24 protein-coding genes are annotated in these 26,446 nt (G+C 53.2%); 17 read left to right on the plus strand and 7 right to left on the minus strand.

Annotation, left to right across the window (positions count from 1 at the left end; genetic code table 11):
* Nucleotide 1 precedes the first annotated feature (1 nt).
* The 17 genes from rsmH to mutT all read left to right on the plus strand — a co-directional run bounded on the left by rsmH (nucleotide 2) and on the right by mutT (nucleotide 20,896).
* Entirely contained in the window at nucleotides 2-943 is a 942-nt protein-coding gene (rsmH, locus tag DW47_RS0101780; RefSeq protein ID WP_029684612.1) for a 16S rRNA (cytosine(1402)-N(4))-methyltransferase RsmH, read from the plus strand.
* Nucleotides 940-1,260 (plus strand): cell division protein FtsL, encoded by a 321-nt coding sequence (ftsL, locus tag DW47_RS0101785; protein ID WP_029684613.1) that lies wholly within the window; start codon nucleotides 940-942, stop codon nucleotides 1,258-1,260. Before rsmH ends, ftsL begins: the two co-directional genes overlap by 4 nt.
* Before the next feature lie 15 nt (nucleotides 1,261-1,275).
* Nucleotides 1,276-3,042 (plus strand): peptidoglycan glycosyltransferase FtsI, encoded by a 1,767-nt coding sequence (gene ftsI / locus DW47_RS0101790; protein WP_029684614.1) that lies wholly within the window; start codon nucleotides 1,276-1,278, stop codon nucleotides 3,040-3,042.
* The gene (murE, locus tag DW47_RS0101795; protein ID WP_029684615.1) at nucleotides 3,029-4,516 is read left to right on the plus strand and encodes a UDP-N-acetylmuramoyl-L-alanyl-D-glutamate--2,6-diaminopimelate ligase; all 1,488 of its coding nucleotides are present in this window, start codon (nucleotides 3,029-3,031) and stop codon (nucleotides 4,514-4,516) included. Before ftsI ends, murE begins: the two co-directional genes overlap by 14 nt.
* Nucleotides 4,513-5,877 carry a UDP-N-acetylmuramoyl-tripeptide--D-alanyl-D-alanine ligase gene (gene murF, locus DW47_RS0101800; protein ID WP_029684616.1) on the plus strand — a complete coding sequence of 455 codons (1,365 nt, stop codon included), beginning with the start codon at nucleotides 4,513-4,515 and terminating at the stop codon, nucleotides 5,875-5,877. Before murE ends, murF begins: the two co-directional genes overlap by 4 nt.
* Nucleotides 5,871-6,953 (plus strand): phospho-N-acetylmuramoyl-pentapeptide-transferase, encoded by a 1,083-nt coding sequence (gene mraY / locus DW47_RS0101805; protein ID WP_029684617.1) that lies wholly within the window; start codon nucleotides 5,871-5,873, stop codon nucleotides 6,951-6,953. Before murF ends, mraY begins: the two co-directional genes overlap by 7 nt.
* Before the next feature lie 2 nt (nucleotides 6,954-6,955).
* Complete coding sequence (gene murD, locus DW47_RS0101810) at nucleotides 6,956-8,272, plus strand: UDP-N-acetylmuramoyl-L-alanine--D-glutamate ligase (protein ID WP_029684618.1); 1,317 nt, start codon at nucleotides 6,956-6,958, stop codon at nucleotides 8,270-8,272.
* Nucleotides 8,272-9,498: a cell division protein FtsW gene (ftsW, locus tag DW47_RS0101815; RefSeq protein WP_029684619.1), complete on the plus strand. Its 1,227-nt coding sequence runs from the start codon at nucleotides 8,272-8,274 to the stop codon at nucleotides 9,496-9,498. The genes murD and ftsW overlap by 1 nt, the downstream gene beginning before the upstream one ends.
* Complete coding sequence (gene murG / locus DW47_RS0101820; protein ID WP_029684620.1) at nucleotides 9,495-10,553, plus strand: undecaprenyldiphospho-muramoylpentapeptide beta-N-acetylglucosaminyltransferase; 1,059 nt, start codon at nucleotides 9,495-9,497, stop codon at nucleotides 10,551-10,553. The genes ftsW and murG overlap by 4 nt, the downstream gene beginning before the upstream one ends.
* 66 nt (nucleotides 10,554-10,619) lie before the next feature.
* Nucleotides 10,620-12,095: a UDP-N-acetylmuramate--L-alanine ligase gene (gene murC / locus DW47_RS0101825; RefSeq protein WP_029684621.1), complete on the plus strand. Its 1,476-nt coding sequence runs from the start codon at nucleotides 10,620-10,622 to the stop codon at nucleotides 12,093-12,095.
* A 415-nt stretch (nucleotides 12,096-12,510) separates the two neighbouring features.
* The gene (gene ftsQ / locus DW47_RS0101830; protein WP_029684622.1) at nucleotides 12,511-13,350 is read left to right on the plus strand and encodes a cell division protein FtsQ; all 840 of its coding nucleotides are present in this window, start codon (nucleotides 12,511-12,513) and stop codon (nucleotides 13,348-13,350) included.
* Nucleotides 13,347-14,603: a cell division protein FtsA gene (gene ftsA, locus DW47_RS0101835; RefSeq protein WP_029684623.1), complete on the plus strand. Its 1,257-nt coding sequence runs from the start codon at nucleotides 13,347-13,349 to the stop codon at nucleotides 14,601-14,603. The genes ftsQ and ftsA overlap by 4 nt, the downstream gene beginning before the upstream one ends.
* Before the next feature lie 71 nt (nucleotides 14,604-14,674).
* A complete protein-coding gene (gene ftsZ / locus DW47_RS0101840; RefSeq protein ID WP_029684624.1) occupies nucleotides 14,675-15,829 on the plus strand; it encodes a cell division protein FtsZ in 1,155 nt (384 codons plus the stop codon).
* A gap of 101 nt (nucleotides 15,830-15,930) precedes the next feature.
* A complete protein-coding gene (gene lpxC / locus DW47_RS0101845) occupies nucleotides 15,931-16,848 on the plus strand; it encodes a UDP-3-O-acyl-N-acetylglucosamine deacetylase (RefSeq protein WP_029684625.1) in 918 nt (305 codons plus the stop codon).
* 257 nt (nucleotides 16,849-17,105) lie between these two features.
* Complete coding sequence (gene secM, locus DW47_RS0101850) at nucleotides 17,106-17,600, plus strand: secA translation cis-regulator SecM (RefSeq protein ID WP_029684626.1); 495 nt, start codon at nucleotides 17,106-17,108, stop codon at nucleotides 17,598-17,600.
* A gap of 63 nt (nucleotides 17,601-17,663) precedes the next feature.
* Nucleotides 17,664-20,369 carry a preprotein translocase subunit SecA gene (gene secA, locus DW47_RS0101855; protein WP_029684627.1) on the plus strand — a complete coding sequence of 902 codons (2,706 nt, stop codon included), beginning with the start codon at nucleotides 17,664-17,666 and terminating at the stop codon, nucleotides 20,367-20,369.
* Between the two features lie 131 nt (nucleotides 20,370-20,500).
* Nucleotides 20,501-20,896 carry an 8-oxo-dGTP diphosphatase MutT gene (gene mutT, locus DW47_RS0101860; protein ID WP_029684628.1) on the plus strand — a complete coding sequence of 132 codons (396 nt, stop codon included), beginning with the start codon at nucleotides 20,501-20,503 and terminating at the stop codon, nucleotides 20,894-20,896.
* 40 nt (nucleotides 20,897-20,936) lie between these two features.
* Here mutT and yacG read toward each other — a convergent pair whose 3' ends face one another.
* From yacG to DW47_RS0101895, 7 genes are all read right to left on the minus strand, one after another.
* Nucleotides 20,937-21,128, minus strand: a complete 192-nt coding sequence (yacG, locus tag DW47_RS0101865) for a DNA gyrase inhibitor YacG (protein WP_029684629.1) — start codon at nucleotides 21,126-21,128, stop codon at nucleotides 20,937-20,939.
* Between the two features lie 9 nt (nucleotides 21,129-21,137).
* Entirely contained in the window at nucleotides 21,138-21,881 is a 744-nt protein-coding gene (gene zapD, locus DW47_RS0101870) for a cell division protein ZapD (RefSeq protein WP_029684630.1), read from the minus strand.
* Complete coding sequence (gene coaE, locus DW47_RS0101875; RefSeq protein ID WP_029684631.1) at nucleotides 21,878-22,495, minus strand: dephospho-CoA kinase; 618 nt, start codon at nucleotides 22,493-22,495, stop codon at nucleotides 21,878-21,880. Before coaE ends, zapD begins: the two co-directional genes overlap by 4 nt.
* Before the next feature lie 250 nt (nucleotides 22,496-22,745).
* Complete coding sequence (gene hofC / locus DW47_RS0101880) at nucleotides 22,746-23,945, minus strand: protein transport protein HofC (protein WP_029684632.1); 1,200 nt, start codon at nucleotides 23,943-23,945, stop codon at nucleotides 22,746-22,748.
* Nucleotides 23,938-25,320 carry an ATPase, T2SS/T4P/T4SS family gene (locus tag DW47_RS0101885; RefSeq protein ID WP_029684633.1) on the minus strand — a complete coding sequence of 461 codons (1,383 nt, stop codon included), beginning with the start codon at nucleotides 25,318-25,320 and terminating at the stop codon, nucleotides 23,938-23,940. Before DW47_RS0101885 ends, hofC begins: the two co-directional genes overlap by 8 nt.
* Nucleotides 25,317-25,763 carry a prepilin peptidase-dependent pilin gene (gene ppdD, locus DW47_RS0101890; protein WP_029684634.1) on the minus strand — a complete coding sequence of 149 codons (447 nt, stop codon included), beginning with the start codon at nucleotides 25,761-25,763 and terminating at the stop codon, nucleotides 25,317-25,319. Before ppdD ends, DW47_RS0101885 begins: the two co-directional genes overlap by 4 nt.
* Nucleotides 25,764-25,954: 191 nt before the next feature.
* Nucleotides 25,955-26,440 (minus strand): Hcp family type VI secretion system effector, encoded by a 486-nt coding sequence (locus DW47_RS0101895; RefSeq protein WP_029684635.1) that lies wholly within the window; start codon nucleotides 26,438-26,440, stop codon nucleotides 25,955-25,957.
* Nucleotides 26,441-26,446 lie beyond the last annotated feature (6 nt).

Consider the following 26,446-nt stretch of genomic DNA (forward strand, 5'->3'; position numbering starts at 1 on the left):
TATGTCGGAAAATTTTAAGCACACTACCGTGCTGCTCGATGAAGCAGTGAACGGACTCAACCTCCAGCCGGACGGTATCTATATCGACGGTACTTTCGGCCGGGGAGGGCATTCCCGCCTTATTCTCTCACAGTTAGGAGAGCACGGGCGGCTGATCGCCATCGATAGGGATCCGCAGGCGATTGCGGCGGCGGCAGAAATCGCCGATCCGCGCTTTTCGATTATTCACGGACCTTTTTCCGGTCTGGAAGAGTATGTCGATTCCTTGGGATTAAGAGGTAAAATTAACGGTATTTTGCTGGATTTAGGGGTTTCATCACCGCAACTGGATGATGCAGAACGCGGTTTCTCCTTTATGCGTGACGGGCCTCTGGATATGCGTATGGATCCGACCCGTGGTCAGTCAGCTGCGGAGTGGCTGATGCAGGCAGAAGAGCAGGATATTGCTTTTGTACTGAAAGCCTATGGTGAAGAGCGTTTTGCGAAACGGATTGCCCGCGCCATCGTTGAGCGCAACCGAGAGCAGCCAATGACCCGGACCAAAGAACTGGCGGAGGTGATTTATCACGCCACGCCAGTTAAAGATAAGTTTAAACACCCTGCAACCCGCAGTTTCCAAGCAATCCGTATCTGGGTCAACAGTGAACTGGATGAGATTGCCCAGGCATTGAAAGGGGCTATGGATGTGTTGGCGCCGGAAGGGCGTTTATCGGTGATCAGTTTCCATTCGTTGGAAGATCGACTAGTGAAACGCTTTATGCGTGATCAGAGTCGCGGTGCACAGGTGCCGTCTGGATTACCGCTGACCGAAGCACAACTGAAAGCCCTCGGTGGGCGGGAACTGAAAACCCTCGGCAAACTGGTGCCCGGGGAGCGTGAAGTGGCCGATAACCCGCGAGCACGCAGTTCGGTGCTACGTATTGCACAGAGGAACCCAGAATGATCAGCAATGAACGTCACAGTCTGCCGGGGATCATCGGCGGGGATCTGTTACGTCACGGTAAATTACCGCTGATCCTACTGGTTGCGGTATTAGTCTCGGCCATTATGGTGGTGATCACTACCCATAAAACCCGCCTGCTAACAGCACAGCGGGAACAGATGGTGCTGGAAAAAGATTCTCTGGATATCGAATGGCGTAACCTGATCCTTGAGGAAAATGCCCTCGGTGATCACAGCCGTGTCGAGCGACTGGCCATTGAGAAGCTTCATATGCAGCACGTTGATCCTTCACAGGAAAATATCGTGGTACAACCTTAGGGACGAAATGACTGAATGAGCAGCGCGAAAAAAACGCTGAAATCGGGAAAACGGGAAAATAAGGCCAGCTTTGTCAGCTGGCGTTTTGCGTTGCTCTGTCTGGGGATCTTGGCTGCACTGGTTGGACTGATCTCGCGAGTCGGTTATCTACAGGTGTTGAACCCTGATCGTCTGGTGAAAGAGGGAGATGCCCGTTCATTGCGAGTGCAGGCGGTGCCCGCCTCGCGGGGTATGATCACCGATAGGACCGGTCGCCCTCTGGCAGTCAGTGTGCCGGTGAATGCGGTGTGGGTCGACCCTAAGGTTTTGAATGAAAAAGGCGGGGTCACCCAAGACGGTCGCTGGCAGGCGCTGGCCGATGCCCTCTCTCTCACACTGCCACAGCTTAAAGCGCAGATCGATGCCAAACCCGATGGTCGTTTCACCTATCTTGCCCGACAGATTAATCCGTCTGTTGGCGCCTACATCAAACAGTTGAAATTACCTGGCGTCTATCTGCGTGAGGAATCACGTCGTTACTATTCAGCGGGCCAGGTGACGGCACATTTGATCGGTTTTACCAATATCGACGGTGTCGGGATTGAAGGGGTTGAGAAAAGTTTCAATCAGTGGCTGACCGGTCAACCTGGCGAGCGCACGGTGCGGAAGGATCGTCAGGGAAGAGTAATTGAAGATATTTCTTCAAAAGATAGCCAGGCTGCTCATAATCTGACCTTGAGTATTGACGAGCGTCTGCAGGCCCAGGTGTACCGTGAACTCAATAATGCCGTCGCCTTTAACAAGGCTGAATCAGGTACTGCCGTGCTGGTGGATGTCAATACCGGTGAAGTCTTGGCCATGGCCAATAGCCCAGCCTATAACCCGAATAATCTCAATAATCTTTCCAAAGATGCGGTACGTAACCGTGCTATCACCGATATCTTTGAGCCTGGTTCAACGGTTAAACCGATGGTGGTGATGACCGCATTGCAACGGGGAGTGGTTCGTGAAGGCAGTGTGATTAATACCGTGCCTTACCGTATCAACGGCCATGAGATCAAAGATGTGGCTCGCTATAACGAACTGACGCTGACCGGGGTATTACAGAAATCGAGTAACGTCGGGGTCTCGCGTCTGGCGCTAGCGATGCCCTCCTCTGCCTTGGTGGATACCTATTCCCGTTTTGGTCTCGGCAAACCGACCAACCTTGGTCTGATCGGTGAGAGCAGCGGCCTTTACCCGAATAAACAACGCTGGTCCGATATCGAGCGGGCGACCTTCTCATTTGGTTATGGCTTGATGGTTACGCCGCTACAACTGGCCCGTGTCTATGCGACCATCGGCAGCTATGGTATCGCGCGCCCGTTATCGATCACTAAAGTGGATCCGCCGGTGGCCGGTCAGCGTGTCTTCCCTGAAGCGACGGTGAAAACAGTGCTGCATATGATGGAAAGTGTGGCCCTACCGGGCGGCGGCGGTGTGAAAGCGGCCATTAAGGGCTACCGGATTGCGATTAAAACCGGTACCGCCAAGAAAGTAGGCCCGGATGGACGCTATATCAACAAATATATTGCTTACACGGCTGGGGTCGCGCCTGCTAGCCATCCGCGCTTTGCGCTGGTGGTGGTAATTAACGACCCACAGGCCGGTAAATATTATGGTGGTGCCGTGTCTGCGCCAGTGTTCGGTGCCATCATGGGCGGCGTTTTACGTACCATGAACATTGAGCCAGATGCACTGCCTACCAACGATAAAAGTGATTTAGTGGTTAATAAAAATGAGGATCTCAGTGACAGATCGTAACTTGCGCGACCTGCTGGCCCCTTGGGTGCCCGGTGCGCCAGAACGTCAGCTTAGGGAAATGACACTGGATAGCCGCAGTGTGGCATCCGGCGATCTGTTTGTGGCCGTCAACGGTCATCAGGTGGATGGACGGCAGTATATTCCTCAGGCGATTGACCGCGGTGTCGCCGCGGTGATTGCGGAAGCGGAAGGGGAAGCAGCAGACGGGGATATTACCGAAGTTCGAGGTGTTCCGGTCATCTATCTGACACAGTTATCGCAACGGCTGTCGGCGCTGGCTGGACGTTTTTATGACCATCCAGCAGAAAAGCAGACCTTGATTGGTGTCACCGGTACCAACGGTAAAACCACGGTCAGTCAGTTGCTGGCGCAGTGGGCTAACTTGTTGGGAGAGACTGGGGCCGTGATGGGTACCGTCGGCAACGGCCTGTACGGTCAGTTAGCGGCGGCGGAGAATACCACCGGCTCGGCGGTGGATATCCAGCACCAGTTGGCAGATCTACTTACCCAGGGTGCCACCCTAACGGCAATGGAGGTTTCCTCCCACGGCCTAGTGCAGCACCGAGTGGCAGCTTTACCTTTTGCCGCGGCGGTGTTCACTAATCTCAGTCGTGATCATCTCGATTATCACGGTGATATGAAACATTACGAAGCCGCGAAATGGTCACTGTTTTCCGAACACCAGGTCGGTCAGGCGATCATTAATGCCGATGATCCGGTTGGCCGTCAGTGGCTGTTAAGGCTGACGGATGCGGTGGCGGTGAGTATGGCAGGGCACATTGCTGAGGATGCCACCGGTCGACGCCTAGAAGCCATCGACGTTCAATGGCTCGAAAAAGGGGCCAAGGTAAAAATCCGCTCTTCATGGGGTGACGGTGAATTTACCAGTCCGCTGATGGGAGCGTTCAACGTCAGTAACTTACTGGTGGCGATGGCGACCTTGTTGGCACTGGACTATCCGCTGCAACGGTTGTGTGACACGGCCGAGCAACTACAGCCGGTATGTGGACGGATGGAAGTGTTCCATCGTGAGGGGCATCCGACGGTGGTGGTGGATTATGCCCATACTCCTGATGCGCTGGAAAAAGCCTTGCAGGCAGCCCGTTTACATTGCCGTGGCACACTGTGGTGCCTGTTTGGCTGTGGCGGAGACCGAGATAAAGGCAAGCGCCCGCTGATGGGGGCGATCGCTGAACAGTTTGCTGACCGGCTGGTGATCACCGACGACAATCCGCGCAGTGAAGATCCTGCCAGGATTGTCAGCGATATCCTCAGCGGATTACTGGACCCCGGCATGGCGCTGGCGATCCCAGGACGGGCCCAGGCGTTAGCGCAGACCGTGGCACAAGCCGGGGCTGACGACATTATTTTGGTGGCCGGTAAAGGCCATGAAGATTACCAGATCATTGGTAACCGCCGCTTTGATTATTCTGATCGGGCGACAGTGGCCGCTTTACTGGGAGTGATGGCATGATTTCTGTAAGTTTGCAGCAACTGGCAACCTTAACCGAGGGGCAATTAACCGGCTCCCCAACACTGACCTTTACAGAGGTCACCACCGATACCCGCAAAGTGACTTCTGGTTGCCTGTTTGTGGCGCTGATCGGTGAGCGCTTTGATGCCCATGATTTTATCAGCGATGCGATAGCGGCCGGTGCCAGCGCATTACTGGTGAGTAAACCCTTGCCCGTGGACATTCCACAGGTGGTGGTGCATGACACACGTATTGCCTTTGGTCAGTTGGCGGCTTGGGTACGTCAACAGGTCCCCGCCAAGATCGTCGCGCTAACCGGTTCTTCTGGAAAAACCTCGGTCAAAGAGATGACCGCCGCTATCCTGAAGCAGTGTGGTAATACCCTGTATACCGCCGGTAACCTGAATAACGATATTGGCGTACCAATGACCCTGCTACGGCTGACGCCAGAGCACCAGTATGCGGTGATTGAACTGGGTGCTAACCATCAGGGTGAGATCGCCTATACCACGGCGATGGTCCGCCCAGAAGCGGCCCTGGTGAATAACTTGGCAGCAGCCCACTTGGAAGGGTTTGGGTCATTGGCTGGGGTTGCCAAAGCCAAAGGCGAAATTTTTGAAGGGCTGCCGGAAAACGGCATCGCCATCCTTAATGAAGAGAGCAATGACTGGCCGCACTGGCAAGCTAACTTGACCGATAAAACCGTGTGGCGTTTTACCCCACAGGGTGGCGACGGGGTTGATTTCTTTACCACGGATATTCAGGTCACAGGGGAGTGCACCGCCTTCCGCCTGCATTCACCACAGGGTGAAGCCGATATTCAACTGCCCTTGCCGGGACGTCATAACGTCGCCAATGCGTTGGCCGCCACTGCGCTGGCGCTGGCTGCGGGCGCGCCACTGTCGGCAATCCAACAAGGCCTCAGTCTCCTGCAACCGGTTCCTGGCCGGTTATACCCGATCCGCCTGTCTGAGCATCAGCGTCTGTTGGACGACAGCTACAATGCTAACGTTGGTTCAATGACCGCCGCCGCGCAGGTTCTGGGCGAGATGCCGGGTTACCGCATCATGGTGGTCGGTGACATGGCCGAGTTGGGGGATGAAGCCGAACAGTGCCACCGTTCAGTGGGGATTGCGGCGAAAAATGCCGGCATTGATAAAGTCATCAGCGTTGGTCACCTGAGCCGTTTTATTTCTCAGGAAAGTGCTGACGGAGAACATTTCACTCACAAACCGGCGGCTATCGCGCGGTTAAAAACATTATTATCGGAACATCAGGAAGTGACTATTTTGATTAAGGGTTCGCGCAGTGCAGCTATGGAAGAGGTGGTTCAGCAATTACAGGAGAAAGGCACATGTTAGTCTGGCTCGCTGAACATCTGGTTTCCTTCTATTCCGGGTTTAACATTTTCTCCTATCTGACCTTCCGTGCCATTGTCAGCCTGCTGACGTCGCTGTTTATCAGCCTGTGGATGGGCCCGCGCCTGATTGCGTGGCTGCAGAAATTGCAGATCGGTCAGGTGGTACGTAATGACGGACCTGAGTCTCACTTCAGCAAACGCGGTACCCCGACCATGGGCGGCCTGATGATCCTCACCTCCATCACCATTTCGGTACTGATGTGGGCCTATCCGTCTAACCCCTATGTGTGGTGCGTGTTGGTGGTGCTGATCGGCTACGGGATTGTCGGTTTTGTCGATGATTACCGCAAAGTGGTCCGCAAAGATACTAAAGGCCTGATCGCCCGCTGGAAGTATTTCTGGCAGTCGGTGATCGCTCTCGGCGTGGCGTTTGCCTTATATGTCAGCGGTAAAGGGACGCCGGCGACCGAGCTGGTGGTGCCGTTCTTTAAAGATGTGATGCCGCAACTGGGGCTGAGCTATCTGCTGCTGACCTACTTGGTAATTGTCGGGACGAGCAACGCGGTCAACCTGACCGATGGACTGGATGGTCTGGCGATTATGCCGACGGTGTTTGTGGCGGCAGGCTTCGGTTTGGTGGCGTGGGCAACGGGTAACGTTAACTTTGCCGATTACCTGCATATTCCTTATCTACGTTACGCCGGTGAATTAGTGATTGTCTGTACGGCAATTGTCGGTGCGGGTCTTGGCTTCCTGTGGTTTAACACCTATCCGGCGCAGGTCTTTATGGGGGACGTAGGGTCTCTGGCGCTGGGCGGTGCTCTGGGAACTATTGCCGTATTACTGCGCCAGGAATTCCTGTTGGTGATCATGGGCGGCGTGTTCGTGGTCGAAACCCTGTCGGTGATCCTGCAAGTCGGCTCCTTTAAATTACGCGGGCAGCGTATTTTCCGCATGGCACCTATCCATCACCACTATGAACTGAAAGGCTGGCCGGAACCACGCGTGATTGTGCGTTTCTGGATCATCTCACTGATGCTGGTTCTAATCGGGCTGGCAACCCTTAAGGTGCGTTAATTATGACTGACTATCGGGGTAAACAGGTCGTCATTATCGGGTTGGGGCTGACGGGCCTCTCCTGTGTTGATTTCTTTATGGCGCGAGGTGTGACGCCGCGCGTGACTGATACCCGGGTATCTCCGTCAGGGCTGGATAAACTGCCGGACAGCGTTGAGCGTTATCTGGGCGGGTTGCATGAAGGCTGGTTGATGTCAGCGGATCTGATCGTCGCCAGCCCCGGTATCGCGCTGTCTCATCCATTGCTGGCGGAAGCCGCCGAGGCGGGTATAGAGATTGTTGGGGATGTTGAACTGTTTTGCCGTGAAGTGACGGCACCGGTGGTGGCGATCACCGGTTCGAACGGTAAAAGCACCGTCACCACCCTGGTCGGTGAAATGGCCCAAGCAGCCGGATGTCAGGTTGCGGTAGGGGGGAATATCGGTTTACCGGTGTTGTCGCTGCTGGACCCCAATGTTGAGCTGTATGTGTTGGAATTGTCCAGTTTTCAGTTAGAAACTACCCACAGTCTGAAAGCGGCAGCGGCCACAATCTTGAATGTCTCTGAAGATCATATGGACCGCTATCCGTTGGGAATGCAGCAATACCGTGCGGCTAAGTTACGTATCTATGAGCAGGCGAAAGTCTGCGTGGTTAACGCCGATGATGGTCTGACCATGCCGGTACGCGGCGTCGATCAGCGTTGTATCAGCTTTGGCGTGAATGTCGGTGATTATCATCTGAATACTCAGCAGGGCAGTACCTGGCTGCGGGTAAAAGGCGAAAAGGTACTGGATACCGCCGAGATGAGGATCACCGGCCAGCATAACTTTACCAATGCACTGGCCGCCCTGGCGCTGGCTGATGCGGTGGGGCTGCCCCGGGCGACTAGCCTGAAAGCGCTCACTACCTTTAGCGGGCTGAGTCACCGCTTTGCTCTGGCCTACCGCCATCGTGGTGTGGACTGGATCAATGACTCAAAAGCCACCAATGTCGGCAGTACCGAAGCAGCGTTAAAAGGGCTAAAGGTCAGCGGCAAGCTGTGGCTATTGCTGGGCGGCGACGGTAAATCTGCCGATTTCTCGCCATTACTGCCCTATCTACAGCGGGACAATCTGGCGGTGTATTGCTTCGGCCGTGACGGTGACCAACTGGCGGCACTGCGAGCGGAAATCTCAGTTCGCACAGAGACCCTCGAACAGGCGATGGCGGCTATTGCACCGCACACGGCGGCGGGAGACATGGTGCTGCTGTCACCGGCCTGTGCCAGCCTCGATCAGTTTAAAAATTTTGAGCAACGCGGGGATCTGTTTACCCGTCTTGCAAAGGAGCTAGGCTAATGCGTATCCCAGGCCTGCGACTTCCCCTGACACTTGCGATGGCCATCGGCGGTCGTCTGAGAGATTGGGTGATGGGCGCCAAAGAGAGTGATGACACTGCAATCATCCTCTATGACCGTACCCTGCTATGGCTGACCTTTGGCCTAGCGATTATCGGCTTTGTAATGGTGACCTCAGCCTCGGTGCCGGTCGGGCAGCGCATGAACGATGATCCTTTCTACTTTGCCAAGCGTGATGCCTTTTATCTCGGTCTTGGCTTTGTGATTTCACTGGTGACCCTGCGTTTACCGATGTCCTTCTGGCAGCGTTACAGTAATGTGATGCTACTGATTTCGGTCGTGATGCTGTTGGTGGTATTGGTGGTCGGTAGCTCGGTAAACGGGGCATCGCGCTGGATCGCTCTCGGCCCATTACGTATTCAGCCAGCAGAATTTTCTAAACTCTCTCTGTTCTGCTATCTGGCCAGCTATTTGGTGCGAAAGGTCGATGAAGTCCGCAGTAACTTTTGGGGCTTCTGTAAACCGATGGGGGTCATGGTGATCCTGGCGGTGTTACTACTGGCGCAGCCGGACTTAGGAACGGTTATCGTGCTGTTCGTGACGACCCTGGCAATGCTGTTTTTGGCGGGAGCCAAATTGTGGCAGTTCTTGGCGATTATCGGCTCTGGTCTGTTTGCGGTGGTGCTGTTGATCTTGGCAGAACCTTACCGTATGCGCCGTGTGACCTCGTTCTGGGATCCGTGGGCGGATCCGTTCGGCAGTGGTTACCAGTTAACCCAGTCACTGATGGCCTTTGGGCGGGGTGAATTCTGGGGGCAGGGTTTAGGTAACTCGGTGCAGAAACTCGAATATTTACCGGAAGCCCATACCGATTTTATCTTCTCGATTATCGGCGAAGAACTGGGCTTTTTCGGTGTGTCACTGGCACTTTTGATGGTATTCTTCGTCGCTTTTCGCGCGATGTCCATCGGCCGTCGGGCGCTAGAGCTTGATCAGCGTTTTTCAGGTTTCCTAGCCTGTGCCATTGGCGTCTGGTTTAGCTTCCAGGCACTGGTCAATGTTGGGGCGGCCGCTGGTATGCTGCCGACCAAAGGTCTGACATTGCCACTGATCAGTTATGGTGGTTCGAGTCTGATTATTATGTCGACGGCCATCGTGTTGTTATTACGAATAGATTATGAAACACGTCTGACGAAAGCACAGGCGTTTACCCGAGGTAGTCGATGAGCGGCAAACGACTGATGGTGATGGCTGGCGGGACCGGTGGACACGTATTCCCGGGACTGGCGGTCGCCCATGAACTGATGGAACAAGGCTGGCAGGTACGTTGGCTGGGAACGGCTGACCGTATGGAAGCCGATTTGGTGCCGAAACACGGTATCGATATTGATTTTATCCGTATCAGTGGACTACGTGGTAAAGGACTGAAAGCTCAACTGCTGGCCCCGTGGCGTATCTTTACCGCTTGGCGTCAGGCGCGGGCGATCCTAAAAGCGTGGCAACCGGATGTGGTGCTGGGAATGGGCGGCTATGTGTCCGGGCCTGGCGGGTTGGCCGCTTGGAGTTGCGGCATCCCGGTGGTACTGCATGAGCAGAATGGCATTGCCGGGCTGACTAATAAAGGGCTATCGAAGATTGCCCGCAAAGTGATGCAGGCTTTTCCAGGCGCCTTTCCTGATGCGGAAGTGGTGGGTAATCCGGTTCGTACCGATGTACTGGCACTGCCGGCCCCGCAACGGCGCTTTGAAGGCCGGGAAGGTCCGATAAGGGTACTGGTACTCGGTGGAAGTCAGGGTGCTCGTATCCTGAACCAGACCTTGCCGGAAGTGGCCAAGCTATGTGGTGAGCGTATTACTCTGTGGCACCAGACCGGTAAAGGGGCCCGTGAGGCGGTACAACAAGCCTACGATGCCGTAGGGCAGGGCGGCCACAAAATTACCGAATTTATTGATGATATGGCTGCGGCCTATGCTTGGGCTGATGTGGTGGTGTGCCGTTCCGGTGCGCTGACGGTCAGCGAGGTAGCCGCTGCCGGACTGGCAGCGATCTTCGTCCCGTTCCAGCATAAAGATCGCCAGCAATATTGGAATGCGCTGCCGCTAGAAAAGGCCGGTGCTGCCAAGATTTTTGAACAGCCGCAGTTTACTGCTGATGTGGTGGCAGAGACGTTATCCGGTTGGGATCGTCCGACATTATTGTCGATGGCGTTGCAAGCGCGGGCCGTTGCGGTGCCAGATGCTACCGAGCGGGTAGCCAATGAAGTGGCGAAAGTCGTTAAATAATTTTACTGCTCAATATGAGCGGCTTAGCCCGGTGGCGGGCGAAGTGATAACAGGTCGTGTGAATAAATGAATACTCAGCAATTGGCAAAACTGCGCTCTGTCGTACCCGAAATGCGTCGGGTGAAACATATCCATTTTGTCGGCATCGGTGGTGCTGGCATGGGCGGTATTGCTGAAGTGTTAGCCAATGAAGGTTACCAGATCAGTGGTTCGGATCTGGCGCCAAATCCGGTGACTCAGCATCTGAGTGCACTGGGCGCCACTGTCTATTTTAACCATCGTCCAGAAAACGTGAACGATGCCAGTGTGGTGGTGGTGTCGAGTGCGATTTCCGAAGATAACCCAGAACTGGTGGCGGCCCGTGAGGCACGTATCCCGGTGATCCGCCGTGCTGAGATGTTGGCAGAACTGATGCGCTTTCGTCATGGTATCGCCATTGCCGGTACCCACGGTAAAACCACTACCACTGCGATGGTGTCCAGTATTTATGCGGAAGGTGGCTTGGACCCGACGTTTGTGAATGGTGGTTTGGTAAAGGCGGCTGGAACCCATGCGCGATTGGGCAGTAGCCGTTACTTGATTGCAGAAGCCGATGAAAGTGATGCCTCGTTTTTACATCTGCAGCCGATGGTGGCGGTGGTGACCAATATCGAAGCGGATCATATGGATACCTATCAGGGGAATTTTGACAATCTGAAACAGACCTTTGTCAATTTTCTGCATAATCTGCCGTTTTACGGAAGGGCGGTGTTATGTGTCGATGACCCAGTGATCCGTGAATTGATCCCGCAGGTCGGGCGTCAGATCACCACTTATGGTTTCAGTGACGATGCGGATGTGCGTATCGAGGACTACCGTCAGCAGGGTGCACAGGGCCATTTTCGAATTGTCCGTCTGGATAAACCGGTACTGACCGTAACGCTTAACGCGCCGGGCCGGCACAATGCACTTAATGCGGCAGCGGCGGTCAGCGTTGCCAGTGAAGAAGGCATTGATGATGAGGATATTTTGGCAGCGCTTGAAGATTTTCAAGGAACCGGACGCCGTTTCGATCTGTTAGGCGAGTATCCTACTGCGCCGGTCAATGGTCTGCCAGGCAGCGCGATGCTGGTGGATGATTACGGCCACCATCCGACCGAGGTGGATGCCACTATCAAAGCTGCTCGCGCCGGCTGGCCGGATAAAAAGCTGGTGATGATTTTCCAGCCGCACCGTTATTCTCGTACCCGAGACCTGTTTGATGATTTTGCCAATGTGCTGTCACAGGTGGATGTGCTGCTGATGCTGGAAGTGTATTCCGCCGGTGAGGCGCCGATTGCTGGTGCTGACAGTCGGGCACTGTGTCGCTCTATCCGTAGTCGCGGCAGAGTCGACCCGATACTGGTGTCAGACCATGGCATGCTGGCCGATGCACTGGCACCGGCACTGAGCGGCAATGACCTGATCTTAGCCCAAGGGGCGGGGACCGTTGGGCGTATTGCCCGCACCCTGGCTGACTCAAAATTGCAACCGGTAGTCGCGAGTGACGCACAGCACAGCTAACCGTTGAGGGCAGCCCGGAATAAGCAGATTTGTTAAGTGCGTTAGCATTTGTTTTTCAATATGATAGTGAGAATACGGACAGGATTTGTCCGTCAGTGCTAGTGCTTAATCTCTTGGCCGTGTTGTGTTAGCGGCCAGAGACAGAATTCAGGGCTACACTGCTTAGTATCTTTTTGATGATACTAGTGTTTTCACAGAGCAGTCCGAGGGTATGGCGAGCGCTCTTAGCCATCGGAGAGCGCCAGCAAGCCTATGAGTCGCCGTAGGGAAAGTCTAAGTGGCCGTGCTGGCTTTACCGCGGCTGGCCGGAAAGTGAACGAATATCCCTGAAACCGGGTGGGTAACGGGAGACTGAAACAGTCAGTTACGATTTTTATGCAATTAATTAGCAATATTCTGGAGTGAATAGACTGATATGTCTCAGGCGGCTTTAAATACACGGAACCGGGAACCTCAGGATCGAATCCGATCCGGAAGGAGTAACGGCTCACGCCTGTTTGGAGTGATCTTTTTGTTAGTGGTTCTCGGAACCATGGTGCTGGGTGGCGCGATGGTACTGAAATGGATGGATGATGCATCACGTCTGCCGCTGTCGAAGCTGGTGGTCACCGGACAGACGCATTACACCACCAATGATGATATCCGTCAGGCCATTTTATCCTTGGGACCGCCCGGGACCTTTATGTCGCAGAATGTTGATGTCATTCAGCAGCAGATTGAACGTCTGCCATGGATTAAACAGGTCAGTGTGCGCAAGCAGTGGCCGGACGAATTAAAGATTCATCTGGTTGAATATGTTCCCGTAGCACGGTGGAATGATCAAAATGTGGTTGACGCAGATGGGGTCTCGTTCCGACTGCCGGTCAGCAGTAACGGCCAGCAATCGATGCCGATGCTGTACGGACCGGAAGGTAGCGAGAAAGAGGTGATGGCAGGCTTCTATCAGATGAGTGATACCCTGAAAGCTTCGAAAGTGACCCTAAAAGCGGCGTCAATGACCGCCAGACGCTCTTGGCAGTTAGTGACCAGTGATGGCATGAAAATTGAGTTAGGGCGTGATGAAACCATGAAGCGCTTACAGCGTTTTATCGATCTCTATCCGGTGTTGCTGCGTCAGGCTCAGACCGACAACAAGCAGATCGGCTACGTGGACTTACGTTATGACTCCGGTGCAGCGGTGGGCTGGGTAGCAGCTCCTGCCGATCCTAAGAACAGTAACCAGCAACAAAAGCAGGCACAGGCTAAACAACAATGATCAAATCAACGGACAGAAAACTGGTAGTAGGACTCGAGATCGGCACCGCGAAGGTTGCTGCCCTGGTAGGGGAGATTCTGCCCGATGGTATGGTCAACATTATCGGTGTTGGCAGCTGCCCGTCCCGTGGGATGGATAAAGGTGGCGTTAACGATCTGGAATCAGTGGTGAAATGTGTTCAGCGGGCTATTGACCAAGCTGAATTAATGGCGGACTGCCAAATCTCCTCGGTTTACTTGGCCCTCTCAGGCAAACATATCAGTTGCCAGAACGAAATCGGGATGGTTCCGATTTCCGATGAAGAGGTGACCCAGGATGATGTCGAGAATGTGGTACACACCGCCAAATCAGTACGTGTCAGTGATGAGCACCGTATTCTGCATGTTATCCCTCAGGAATATGCCATTGATTATCAGGAAGGGATCAAAAACCCCGTCGGCTTATCCGGCGTCAGGATGCAGGCGAAGGTCCATCTGATCACCTGTCATAACGATATGGCAAAAAACATCGTCAAGGCGGTGGAGCGCTGTGGCCTGAAAGTGGATCAACTGATTTTTGCCGGTTTGGCGTCGAGCTATGCGGTATTAACCGAAGATGAACGTGAGCTGGGCGTCTGTGTCGTGGATATCGGCGGTGGTACAATGGATATGGCCGTCTATACTGGCGGTGCACTGCGCCACACTAAAGTGATCCCTTATGCAGGTAATGTGGTGACCAGTGATATCGCTTATGCCTTCGGTACGCCCCCGACGGATGCTGAGGCGATCAAAGTCCGTCATGGCTGTGCGCTAGGCTCAATCGTCGGTAAAGACGAAAATGTTGAAGTGCCGAGTGTTGGCGGACGTCCGCCACGCAGCCTGCAGCGTCAGACGCTCGCGGAAGTCATTGAGCCGCGTTATACCGAATTACTGAACTTGGTGAACGACGAAATCCTGGCGTTACAGGAGCAATTACGTCAGCAGGGTGTTAAACACCACCTGGCAGCAGGTATCGTGCTGACCGGAGGAGCAGGGCAGATCGAAGGCCTCGCAGCCTGCGCACAAAAAGTGTTCCACACTCAGGTACGTATCGGTCAGCCGTTGAACATTACTGGTCTGACTGACTATGCGCAGGAACCTTACTATTCAACCGCCGTCGGGCTGTTGCATTACGGTAAGGAATCGCACCTAGGCGCTGAGGGCGAAAGCGAAAAAAGAGCCTCTGTAGGCGGTTGGTTTAAACGAATTAACAGTTGGCTTAAAAAAGAGTTTTAATTTTTACTAAAGGAGATCATGCTATCAGCATTTATGGTCTCCAGGCGACAGGCACATAACGGAGAGAAATCATGTTTGAACCTATGGAATTAACCAATGATGCGGTGATAAAAGTCATCGGCGTTGGCGGCGGCGGCGGTAATGCCGTAGAGCATATGGTACGCGAACGTATCGAAGGGGTTGAGTTCTTTGCAGTGAATACTGATGCTCAGGCACTGCGTAAAACTGCCGTCGGTCAGACGATTCAGATTGGTAACAACATTACCAAAGGTCTGGGTGCTGGCGCGAACCCAGAAGTCGGCCGTAACTCGGCAGAAGAAGACCGTGAAGCACTGCGTGCAGCACTGGATGGTGCGGACATGGTGTTTATCGCAGCCGGTATGGGCGGCGGTACCGGGACCGGTGCAGCACCAGTGGTGGCAGAAGTGGCCAAAGATCTGGGGATCCTCACTGTTGCTGTGGTCACCAAACCGTTTAATTTCGAAGGCAAAAAGCGTATGGCGTTTGCTGAGCAGGGGATCGCGGAGCTGTCACGCCACGTGGATTCACTGATCACCATCCCGAACGACAAGCTGCTGAAGGTACTGGGTCGTGGTATTTCATTACTGGATGCCTTCGGCGCGGCCAATGATGTGCTGAAAGGTGCGGTGCAGGGTATTGCCGAACTGATCACCCGTCCGGGTCTGATGAACGTCGACTTTGCAGACGTTCGCACGGTGATGTCAGAAATGGGCTATGCGATGATGGGCTCTGGTGTCGCCTGTGGCGAAGACCGTGCTGAAGAAGCCGCTGAAATGGCGATCTCCAGCCCGCTGCTGGAAGATATCGACCTGTCTGGTGCTCGTGGCGTACTGGTCAACATTACTGCTGGCTTTGACCTGCGTCTGGACGAGTTTGAAACCGTGGGTAACACCATCCGTGCGTTTGCTTCTGACAACGCCACTGTGGTTATCGGTACCTCGCTGGATCCAGATATGAACGATGAACTGCGCGTTACTGTTGTGGCAACCGGTATCGGCATGGACAAGCGTCCAGAAATCACCCTGGTGACTAACAAGGCGGCCAGCCAGCCGGTTGACCATCGTTATCAGCAGCACGGTATGACTCCATTACCTCAGGAGCCAAAACCGGCCGCGAAAGTGGTTAACGAGCAGTCTGGTCAGACGAATAACAAAGAACCTGACTATCTGGATATTCCAGCCTTCCTGCGTAAGCAGGCTGACTAAGAATACGCCGATATTTGGTCTAGTGCGCTCTTTGTGCTAAACTGGCGGCCTGTCAGTAGGGTATAGTCCCGAATGAAGAGTAATATTGCGAGATTAATACGATGATCAAACAAAGGACATTAAAACGTATTGTTCAGGCGACAGGTATCGGTTTGCATACCGGTAAAAAAGTCAGCCTGACTCTGCGCCCTGCGCCAGCGAATACTGGGGTCATCTATCGTCGCACTGACTTGAATCCACCGGTGGATTTTCCGGCTGATGCAAAATACGTGCGCGATACCATGCTCAGTACGTGCTTGGTGAATGATGAAGGCGTGCGCATTTCCACCGTAGAGCACCTTAACTCTGCCTTAGCAGGTTTGGGTATCGACAACATCATTGTTGAAGTGGATGCTCCGGAAATCCCTATCATGGATGGCAGCGCTGCGCCTTTCGTTTACCTGTTGCTGGATGCCGGTATCGATGAATTGAACAGTGCTAAAAAATTCGTTCGTATCAAAGAAACAGTACGTGTAGAAGATGGCGATAAGTGGGCCGAGCTGAAACCTTATAACGGTTTCTCTCTCGACTTTACTATCGACTTCAAACACCCGGCGATCGACTCAAGCTCACAGCGTTATCAGATGAATTTCTCTGCTGATGCGTTTGTCCGCCAGATCAGCCGTGCCCGTACTTTCGGCTTTATGCGTGAAATCGAGTATCTGCAGTCTCGTGGCCTGTGCCTGGGCGGTAGTCTTGACTGTGCAATCGGACTTGATGATTTCCGTGTACTGAACGAAGAAGGTCTGCGTTTTGACGACGAATTCGTTCGTCATAAAATGTTGGATGCTATCGGTGATCTGTTTATGTGTGGCCACAATGTGATTGGTGCGTTCAGCGCCTATAAATCCGGCCATGCGCTGAACAATAAATTGCTGCAAGCAGTACTGGCAAAACAGGAAGCCTGGGAATGGGCAACCTTTGAAGATGAAGCTGAACTGCCACAGGCATTCAAAGCGCCGAACCTAGTACTGGCTTAATTCTGCATAAAACAGCAGGTTTCACTGATACTCTCTCCGGTCAGTGAACCTGCTGTTTTTTTTATCTCTTCCTCGATGTTTGTCTAAATTTCCCGCGCCTGTGCAGAATTTATAAGCCGTGATTTGATTCTCTGATGTTGAAAACTGACATTAGTGGTACTATCTCAGGTATATCATTTGGTATTTCCGGCCACGAACGCAGGGATAGCTGAGTTTCTCCCGGAGATACATGCACCCGTTTTCAATGGATAGAGTGTGTGATCGGACTTTTTTCACGTTGGCGACAATTAGGTAGGCGCTACTTCTGGCCCCATCTCCTGCTAGGGATGGTTGCGGCCGGTTTGGGCCTGCCCGTTGCCAATGGGCAGACACTGGATGCCGGAACGGTCAGTAAAGCCGCCAACACTCTGTTTGTCAGCCATGTTGTCAGCTTCGAAAGCCTGATGAGGCTGCGTGATAATGCCCGCCGTCCTGGCACGGGCTACTGGCACCAACACGCTATCCGTGTGGTGATCCGTCACCTCTCTTTCTCTCTACCACAGGGTAGCCCGCAGGCAGAAGAATCATTACTGCCTCGAGTACAAAAAATTGCGGTACTGCAATCTTTGCATGCCCTGCTTACGACACTTCAGCCTATTAGCCTGCGACCTTTACCTGCCATCCAGCCCCCGGCCACTCAGCCAAGGGTGTTTGACAGTGGTATTTGGGTATCCGCAGCGCAGGGGATCCGTGCTGGGCCACAGCGCGCCTGAGTTACCTCCCCCTGAACCTCCCGATTTTTTGCAGCCGGATGGCTGAATTGAGATAAAAGAAAAATGGTTATTAAACTTCTTACTAAAATTTTTGGCAGCAGTAATGATCGTACTTTACGCCGTATGCGTAAAAGCGTTGATGTGATCAACAAGATGGAACCTCAGTTCACCGAACTGACCGACGAACAACTGAAAGCCAAAACCCTTGAGTTCCGTGCTCGCCTTGAAAAAGGCGAAGAACTGGAAAGCTTGATCCCAGAAGCCTTTGCTACTGTGCGTGAAGCCAGCCGCCGTATCTTCAACATGCGTCACTTTGATGTGCAGTTGATGGGTGGGATGGTACTGAATGAGCGTTGTATCGCTGAGATGCGTACCGGTGAAGGTAAAACCCTGACCGCGACCTTGCCAGCTTACCTGAATGCCCTGACCGGCAAGGGTGTGCATGTCGTCACCGTCAACGACTATCTGGCACAGCGTGATGCCGAAAATAACCGTCCGCTGTTCGAGTTCTTGGGCCTGACCGTTGGCATCAACCTGCCGGGTATGCCTGCACCGGCAAAACGTGAAGCCTATAACGCCGATATTACCTATGGTACCAACAACGAATTCGGCTTCGACTATCTGCGCGATAACATGGCGTTCAGTCCAGAAGAACGTGTACAGCGTAAATTACACTATGCGCTGGTGGATGAAGTCGACTCCATCCTGATCGATGAAGCCCGTACTCCACTGATCATCTCTGGCCCTGCTGAAGATAGCTCCGAGATGTACATCAAAGTAAACAAAATCATTCCGCACTTGGTACGTCAAGACAAAGAAGATTCTGACACCTTCCAAGGTGAAGGGGACTTCTCCGTCGATGAAAAATCACGTCAGGTCCACCTGACCGAACGTGGTCTGGTTAAAATCGAAGAATTGCTGGTTAAGCAGGGCATTATGGAAGAGGGTGAGTCACTTTACTCTCCGACCAATATTATGCTGATGCACCACGTCACCGCAGCGCTGCGTGCCCATGCCCTGTTTACCCGTGACGTTGACTATATCGTCAAAGACGGTGAAGTGATTATCGTCGATGAACACACCGGTCGTACCATGCAGGGACGTCGCTGGTCAGACGGCCTGCATCAGGCCGTTGAAGCGAAAGAAGGCGTAGAGATCCAGAATGAGAACCAGACTTTGGCCTCGATCACCTTCCAGAACTACTTCCGTCTGTACGAGAAACTGGCGGGGATGACTGGTACTGCGGATACTGAAGCCTTTGAATTCAGTTCTATCTACAAACTGGACACCATCGTACTGCCAACTAACCGTCCGATGGTACGTAAAGATCTGCCTGATCTGGTCTATATGACTGAGAAAGAGAAGATCGATGCGATTATTGAAGACATCCGTGAGCGGACTGCCAACGGTCAGCCTATTTTGGTAGGGACCATCTCCATTGAGAAATCTGAAGTGGTGTCTCATGAACTGACCAAAGCGGGTATTAAGCACAGCGTACTGAACGCCAAGTTCCACGCCAGCGAAGCCGACATTATCGCCCAGGCGGGTCAGCCGGGAGCCGTCACCATCGCCACCAACATGGCCGGTCGTGGTACCGATATTATGCTGGGGGGAAGCTGGCATGCGGAAGTGGAAGCGCGTGAAAATCCAACTCCGGAAGAGATTGAGGCCATTAAACAAGACTGGCAGCTTCGTCATGATGCGGTACTGAACTCTGGTGGTCTGCATATCATCGGTACAGAGCGTCACGAATCCCGCCGTATCGATAACCAGTTACGTGGACGTGCTGGTCGTCAGGGGGATAAGGGTTCTTCCCGTTTCTACCTGTCGATGGAAGATGCCCTGATGCGTATCTTTGCCTCTGATCGCGTTTCAAACATGATGCGTAAACTGGGCATGAAACCGGGTGAGGCCATTGAGCATCCGTGGGTCACTAAAGCGATTGCCAATGCACAGCGCAAAGTGGAAAGCCGTAACTTTGATATTCGTAAGCAGTTGCTGGAATACGATGATGTGGCCAGCGATCAGCGTCGTGCGATCTACACCCAGCGTAATGAACTGCTGGATGTGTCCGATGTTAGCGAAACCATTAACGGTATTCGTGGCGATGTGCTGACGGCCACCATCGACAGCTATATTCCGCCTCAGTCTCTGGAAGAGATGTGGGACGTACCGGGTCTGGAGGAGCGTCTACGTAACGATTTCGACCTAGACCTGCCGATTACCGAATGGCTGGATAAAGAGCCTGAGCTGCATGAAGAGACGCTGCGTGAGCGTATTATGGCCCGTGCTGATGAAAGCTATAAAGAAAAAGAGGAAGTGGTTGGCGCTGAAATGATGCGTAACTTCGAGAAAGGGGTGATGCTGCAGACGTTAGATACGCTGTGGAAGGAGCACCTGGCTTCGATGGACTATCTGCGTCAGGGTATTCACCTGCGTGGGTATGCGCAGAAAGATCCTAAGCAGGAATATAAGCGTGAATCCTTCGCGATGTTCAGTGCCATGCTTGAAGCGCTGAAGTATGAAGTGGTCAGCACGCTGAGCAAAGTTCAAGTACGGATGCCGGAAGAGGTTGAGGCGATGGAACAGCAGCGTCGTGAAGAAGCGGAGCGCTTAGCTAGTCAACAGCAATTGAGCCACGTCGATGCTGAAACCGAAGCGGCACAGGAAATGGCTGCCCAGGGCGGTGAGCGTAAGGTGGGACGTAACGATCCTTGCCCTTGCGGCTCCGGTAAGAAATTTAAGCAGTGTCACGGGCGTATTGCCTAACAAACGTGCCCCGGAGCACCGGGGCCGTCTTACGCTGAAACCTTTAGGTTCATGGCAACATGAACCTTTTTATTGTCTGCATGTACTGCAATCAGCCGCTGAATCGGCGAGCTGGTGATAAAGGGTAAACCATGAAGCATCTCCAAGTAGCGGTCGGGATTATCCGCGACCCGCAGCGCGGTATTTTTCTGGCCCGTCGCTCATCCTCTTCCCATATGGCGAATAAATGGGAGTTTCCGGGTGGGAAGATTGAGCAGGATGAAAGCGCAGAACAGGCACTGAAACGTGAATTGATGGAAGAGACCGGCATTGACGTGATCCACGCGCGTCCGGTAGGCGAAGCGGACCATACCTACGAACAGGTACACGTCACTCTGCATTTCTTTCTGGTTGAGGAGTGGCAGGGAGAGCCGTGGGGGAAGGAAGGCCAGCCACAACGCTGGGTGGCACAGAAAGACCTAATTGCCGACGATTTTCCGCCAGCTAACCATCAGTTGGTGGCCCGCCTAGTGGCAGGTGAACTGTAAAGTAAACCACAGGGAGCCATGGGCTCCCTGCAGAGCGGGGTTATTCTCCGCTCCAGTTTTCATCCTCAGACAATTTATCGTCCAGCGGGATACGGTTCTCTTCCGCCGCCCACTCTCCAAGATCAATCATCTGACAGCGTTTCGAGCAAAACGGACGCCAGGGACTTAATTCATCCCAGATCACCTCTTTTTGACATTGCGGGCATTTGACCGTGATTATTTCTTCCTGCATAGCATCCTCTTAACAACAGGCGAGTTCGAACTCTAACCGTTCTGGGATCTGTCCCCCTTCGCTGTCCACCGGCATAAAGCGGATAGCGTAACGATTTTTGTGACCAGAAATCTGCGGATAAAGCGCATCTTCAGCGCGTATTTTCAGACGTAGGATATCGGCATCTTCAGCATTATCCTGATAAAAGCCGTTCAGGCTCATTTTCGTCTGAAAGGTGCCAGACTGACGGATCAGATCCAGAACCAATAATAAACTTTCTTTTAAGGGCAGCAGAGTGCGGCACCATTCATCCACCTGCTGTTGGCGGACATCCTCAGGCAGATGCAGCCAGATCTGTAGCGTCGGCAGGTCAAAGCTACAACATCCGCCGGGAATGCTCAAACGTTGGCGGACCTGGCTGATAAAGCGGTCTTCACGCAACTGCTGTCCCATACGTGGGACCGTCATCATCTCTGCAGAATGGTGCTTGAGTGTCTGCTGCAGCTCGCTGACTAGGGCAACATCCACGCCACTGACATTGAGCCAGCTTTCGAGTTTCTGCTGGCGGCGCTCCAGTTCTTTGACCAAGTCGGCACGCATATCGCCACGGTCAAAAATATCCAGCAAATCGGCAATGCTGCGGAAAAAACTTAAGGCTGCCACGGGGTCATTCACCGGCTGGCTACCGCTTAGCTGCAGCAGCAGATACTCCATACGTAACCAAGAGCGTACCTTCTCATTTAACGGATACTCGAACAGGATGACAGTGCTCATAATGCAGATCCTTTTTTTGCAGACGCCAGTCTCTGATAGTGGTGGTGCAACCTTATGACTTCCTGCTGCTTATCGGCAGGTACTCCTGAATTATCAATAATATCGTCAGCAGCCTGTAACCGAGACTGCCTGTCAGCTTGCGCCGCCAAAATGCTTTCCGCCTGCTGCCTACTCATATTGTCCCGTGCCATAGTACGGCGGATCTGAGTTTCTTCATCGGTGTCCACCACCAGCACCCGGTCAGCACAATGTTGTAAATTATTTTCCACCAGTAATGGCACCACCCACAGACACCAGTCTTCAGTGACCTCACTGATCGCCTGTTGTGTTTGTTGCTGAATTAACGGGTGTAGACACTGGTTAAGCCACGTTTTCTCCGCAGGATCACTGAACACGGTCTGACGTAACCAACTGCGGTTTAGGCTGCCGTCAGGTAGAAGCACCTGTGTACCAAAGTGATGGTGGATTTGCTGCAATGCCAGGCTGCCGGGCGCGACCACTTGGCGGGCAATAATATCGGCATCAATCACCGGCACGCCCAGCGAGGCAAAGTGGTTAGCAATGGTGGTTTTACCGCTTCCTATCCCCCCGGTCAGGGCAACAACATAGGTCATAGTGCTATTTGTCCTAGCAATTAACGGGCAGCGTCACTCTCGGTCTTAAGTTGCCTGTCAATTCAGGCATAGAGTATGAATTGTAGCGCAATCAGGCTAAAAAACGCAGTCCTGCGGTAGAGAACCGGCGATGAGCGGTGGCAGTCGCTGTATTTTTATCCATCCGTTTGCTCAGGATTGGGCGGATTCTGTCAGTGATGTCCGCCAGCGAGTAACCAGAAAAAGGAGCGAAAGTAATTGGGCGGGAGGGTTATAGCAGCGCGTTGCCAAGATTAAGCATCGGTAAATAAAGTGCTACCACCATCATGGTGGTCAGGCTGCCGGTGATAAGCAGCATTAGGGGTTCGATACTGCTGCTGACACGGACTGTGAGTTGTTGAGCCTCAGTATCATACCAGTCGGCCAGATGCTGAAAGAGAACCTCCAGCTGACCACTTTGCTCACCGCATCGGATCAGCATAATACAGAGCGGGGTAAATCCCGGTTGGTGCTCCATTCCTGTAGAGAGTGACTGTCCTCGGCGGATATGTGACAGCAAAGCAGAAAGTTGCTGATGCCAGAAGCGGCTGGTGGCTAAGCCGGTAGCCGTAGTCAGGCCTTCGTACAGTGGCAAACCGGCACCCTGGGTCAGTGCCAGTAAACTGAACAAGCGGGCCAAGGTGGTGGCTTGCCAAAGCCGACCTGCCAGCGGTAGGCGGAACAGCAGTTTTTGTTGTAACAGTTGCCAGCTGGGATGATAGCGATACAGCCCGACCCCGCCCAACAATAGCAGCATCACTAGCGGCAAGAGCACCGGTAAGGTGTTCGTTGCGGCCTGAGAGATACTGATAAGCCTACGGGTGAACGCGGGCAGCGGGGTATTGGCGGAGCGATAGATCTCTTCGAAGGCCGGTAGCACCCACAGTAGCATGCCCAAGGTCATACTTAGAGTGAGTAGCAGGATAAACAGTGGATAGCGCAACGCTTTCAGGAACTGTTTTTTATACTGAAGTTGCTGCTGTTGTTGGTGGGCCAGTTGTAAGCAGCAGCGGTCAAGCTGTCCAGTTTTTTCCCCAGCCCGTACCATCGCCAAGCAGAGCGGCTGAAAAATTTCCGGCCAAGCCGCGAGGCCGTCTGAGAACGAGATACCGCGCATAATCTGCCGGCGCAATTGCTGCAGCAGCAGACGCCATATTTTTAGCGGATGTCCGTCGGCTAACAGTTGTAGTCCGTCAACCAGCGGCAACCCGGCCCTCAGTAGCAGGGCAGTCTGATGAAACAGCAGAATTTGTTGCTGAGGGTGCCAAGCTTGCGGTCGGTAGCGGCCTCGTGTTTTCAGGCTAATCAGTACCTTTCCTTCACTCAGCAGCAGGCTATGTAGTTGGCGAGTGCCACTCAGTAAGGATTCGCCCTGACAGGCTTGTCCCTGACGGTCAACCGCCTGCCAATGATAAATCCGGTAATTAGCCATTGATCCCTCCAGTGACCCTGACCACTTCCGGCCAACTGGTGTCTCCCTCTCTGATCGCTTGCAAACCACTTAGCAGCAACGGGCGCATTCCCTGTTGCAGCGCGATGTCAGTCAGGGTACCAGGTGGACTGTCAGCGGCGATGGCTTGGGATAACGCCTCCTTAATCGGCAGTAAACAGAAGAGTCCGCGGCGACCATAATAGCCGCTGAAGCAGTGATCACAGCCACAGGCCTGCCAGTGCATCAGCGGCTGCTCAGACAAGCTTACCGGCAGTTTCAGTGGCGGCTCAGCTTGGCGTCGACAATGCTGACAAAGCTTGCGTACCAGCCGCTGAGCGATGATCAGCCGTAGCGAAGCAGCCAGAAGATAACCGGGGATCCCCATCTGCCGTAAACGGGTGATAGCCTCCGGAGGAGAATTTGTATGCAAAGTGGCAAGTACCAGATGCCCGGTCTGAGCGGCTTTCACCGCAATCTCAGCAGTTTCATCATCGCGGATCTCGCCAATCATGATCACATCAGGATCCTGACGCAGCAGAGCCCGTAGTATGAGTGAGAAACTGAATCCTGCTTTGGAATTGACCTGAGACTGGTTGACCCCCGGTAGGCTGATCTCGATAGGATCTTCGGCACTGACTAGATTTCTCTGTGGGCTATTTAGGGCATTAAGTAGACTGTAGAGGGTGAGCGTTTTGCCGCTGCCCGTTGGGCCGGTGACTAAGATCATTCCCTGCGGCTGATTCAGGCAGTGCTGCAGGTCACGCAGATCATCGGCTGCCAGCCCAAGTTGCTCGGGGAGGAGGGCGGCGGTAGCCGGATACTGGCGGCGCAGCACCATTTTTTCCCCAAATTCTGTTGGCAACGTGGATAGGCGGAAACTATGCGGCTGCTGTCCGCTATCACTGTCGGCGGTTAGCTTTCCATCTTGAGGGCGTCGGGTCTCGGCGATATCCAGTCCGGCCAGTACTTTAAAGCGGGCGATCAGTGCCTCCCCAGGATAGGTATTTGCAGAGGGTAAAGGGTGCAGTATCCCGTCGATCCTTAAGCGGATCTGGAATCCCTCGGCTCGGGGATCAATATGGATATCCGATGCCCGCTGACGGGTCGCTTGATCCAATAACTGCTGGGCCAGTTCAGGAATATCCAGTAATGGTTGTCCTGCAGGCTGGCTGAGATGTTGCTGGCGGAGCTGTTGTTCTATGCGGGCCTGCGGCCAATATTCAAATAACAGCTGACATTGACTAGCAAAATGCAGTGCATCGAGCATCTCCTGTGGCGGGGTGCTGGTGACCGCCAGTGTCAAATGAGAGGGTGTCTGGCTGATAACACAGGCCGGTAGCTGCCGACACAGGCTCTGCAGCGGTGTATGACTCATAGGTCCTGCCCAACATCATCAAACCGGAATTGTGATTGGCAGTTATTCAGTAACAGTCGACTGTCACTCTGACAACGTTTTGCCCAAGTAAAGTCACCGTCCTGCTGATTCCATTGTGGGATCAAGTCAACGGTTAGGCCTTGTAGTGTCTCACGCCCTGCTAACGTCATGGTGCCGTCGGCAATCACGATTGTTTCACTGTAGCGTGAGCCTTTTGCTGGAGGGATGCCTTGGGTGCCTGCGTTACACCCCTGCGGGGAACCTTGCTCCATACTGCACAATTCAATGGCCGTTTTATAAGGCATCATCAGTTGCAGCATATCGTTCATTGCGGCTTTCTGTAAGTAGTTCTGATAGGCGGGTAGGCCGATGGCACTGAGAATGGCAATAATCGCCATGACGATCATCAGTTCAATCAGGGTGAATCCAAGGTCGTTTTTCACAGTTTTCTCCTTCAATGAATGAGGGAGATACTGACATCTGGCGGCTAAGCTTTCAGCAGGCAGACCACGGTTTCGCGATCGTTCCCGTTATAAACCCGCGTCGCAAACATAAACGCTCACCGTTCTCTGAGGCGGCTCGCAGTGTATTATGCGCATACGCTGTGCTGCACAGGGTGATTCTGTAAAAGGCACTATGCGGTTATTCGTTCATTCCAAGCGTCAGTGTACTGCTTGTTACCCTCGCAATAGCGCCATGTGATGCGTTCATAACGTAATTCAATGCATTCTAGGTGATTGCATTTTTCAACAGTCCGAGTGTTGTACATGACCGGTGTTATCGCGACGACCCTGACATTTTCGAGGAACATATTGAAATACTCAACTTCCTGACCTGCGTCATTAATACGGTACCACTTTATCTCGGCGCTACAGAGTGTTTGCCCGGTCGCAACCGCTTTGTGAAGAGAGGGAGAAGAAGAATCAAACTCTTTCTCTAACAACATCGGTGAGTGGATACGGGGTGCGGTTATTTTACCGGTAGTCGGATCTGTGGGAAGGTGCATACCATGGCTGAAACTTATAATTTCTATGCTGTCCTCTCGGTCAGCGATATCACATGTTCCTTTAATTAATTTCCCGTCATCATCTTTAAGCCATAAATGTGCTGGAATTGCCATAACTGA

The sequence above is a fragment of the Tatumella saanichensis genome (assembly GCF_000439375.1).
GTDB classification, from domain to species: domain Bacteria; phylum Pseudomonadota; class Gammaproteobacteria; order Enterobacterales; family Enterobacteriaceae; genus Tatumella; species Tatumella saanichensis.

Coding starts and splice junctions, on each gene's coding strand:
- DW47_RS0101885 (WP_029684633.1), bottom strand. CDS start 25,320: ATGAGTCATACACCGCTGCAGAGCCTGTGTCGGCAGCTACCGGCCTGT.
- secA (WP_029684627.1), top strand. CDS start 17,664: ATGGTTATTAAACTTCTTACTAAAATTTTTGGCAGCAGTAATGATCGT.
- mutT (WP_029684628.1), top strand. CDS start 20,501: ATGAAGCATCTCCAAGTAGCGGTCGGGATTATCCGCGACCCGCAGCGC.
- mraY (WP_029684617.1), top strand. CDS start 5,871: ATGTTAGTCTGGCTCGCTGAACATCTGGTTTCCTTCTATTCCGGGTTT.
- lpxC (WP_029684625.1), top strand. CDS start 15,931: ATGATCAAACAAAGGACATTAAAACGTATTGTTCAGGCGACAGGTATC.
- ftsW (WP_029684619.1), top strand. CDS start 8,272: ATGCGTATCCCAGGCCTGCGACTTCCCCTGACACTTGCGATGGCCATC.
- murF (WP_029684616.1), top strand. CDS start 4,513: ATGATTTCTGTAAGTTTGCAGCAACTGGCAACCTTAACCGAGGGGCAA.
- ftsQ (WP_029684622.1), top strand. CDS start 12,511: ATGTCTCAGGCGGCTTTAAATACACGGAACCGGGAACCTCAGGATCGA.
- ftsI (WP_029684614.1), top strand. CDS start 1,276: ATGAGCAGCGCGAAAAAAACGCTGAAATCGGGAAAACGGGAAAATAAG.
- hofC (WP_029684632.1), bottom strand. CDS start 23,945: ATGGCTAATTACCGGATTTATCATTGGCAGGCGGTTGACCGTCAGGGA.
- ftsA (WP_029684623.1), top strand. CDS start 13,347: ATGATCAAATCAACGGACAGAAAACTGGTAGTAGGACTCGAGATCGGC.
- ftsL (WP_029684613.1), top strand. CDS start 940: ATGATCAGCAATGAACGTCACAGTCTGCCGGGGATCATCGGCGGGGAT.
- murC (WP_029684621.1), top strand. CDS start 10,620: ATGAATACTCAGCAATTGGCAAAACTGCGCTCTGTCGTACCCGAAATG.
- murD (WP_029684618.1), top strand. CDS start 6,956: ATGACTGACTATCGGGGTAAACAGGTCGTCATTATCGGGTTGGGGCTG.
- yacG (WP_029684629.1), bottom strand. CDS start 21,128: ATGCAGGAAGAAATAATCACGGTCAAATGCCCGCAATGTCAAAAAGAG.
- ftsZ (WP_029684624.1), top strand. CDS start 14,675: ATGTTTGAACCTATGGAATTAACCAATGATGCGGTGATAAAAGTCATC.
- coaE (WP_029684631.1), bottom strand. CDS start 22,495: ATGACCTATGTTGTTGCCCTGACCGGGGGGATAGGAAGCGGTAAAACC.
- murG (WP_029684620.1), top strand. CDS start 9,495: ATGAGCGGCAAACGACTGATGGTGATGGCTGGCGGGACCGGTGGACAC.
- rsmH (WP_029684612.1), top strand. CDS start 2: ATGTCGGAAAATTTTAAGCACACTACCGTGCTGCTCGATGAAGCAGTG.
- zapD (WP_029684630.1), bottom strand. CDS start 21,881: ATGAGCACTGTCATCCTGTTCGAGTATCCGTTAAATGAGAAGGTACGC.
- DW47_RS0101895 (WP_029684635.1), bottom strand. CDS start 26,440: ATGGCAATTCCAGCACATTTATGGCTTAAAGATGATGACGGGAAATTA.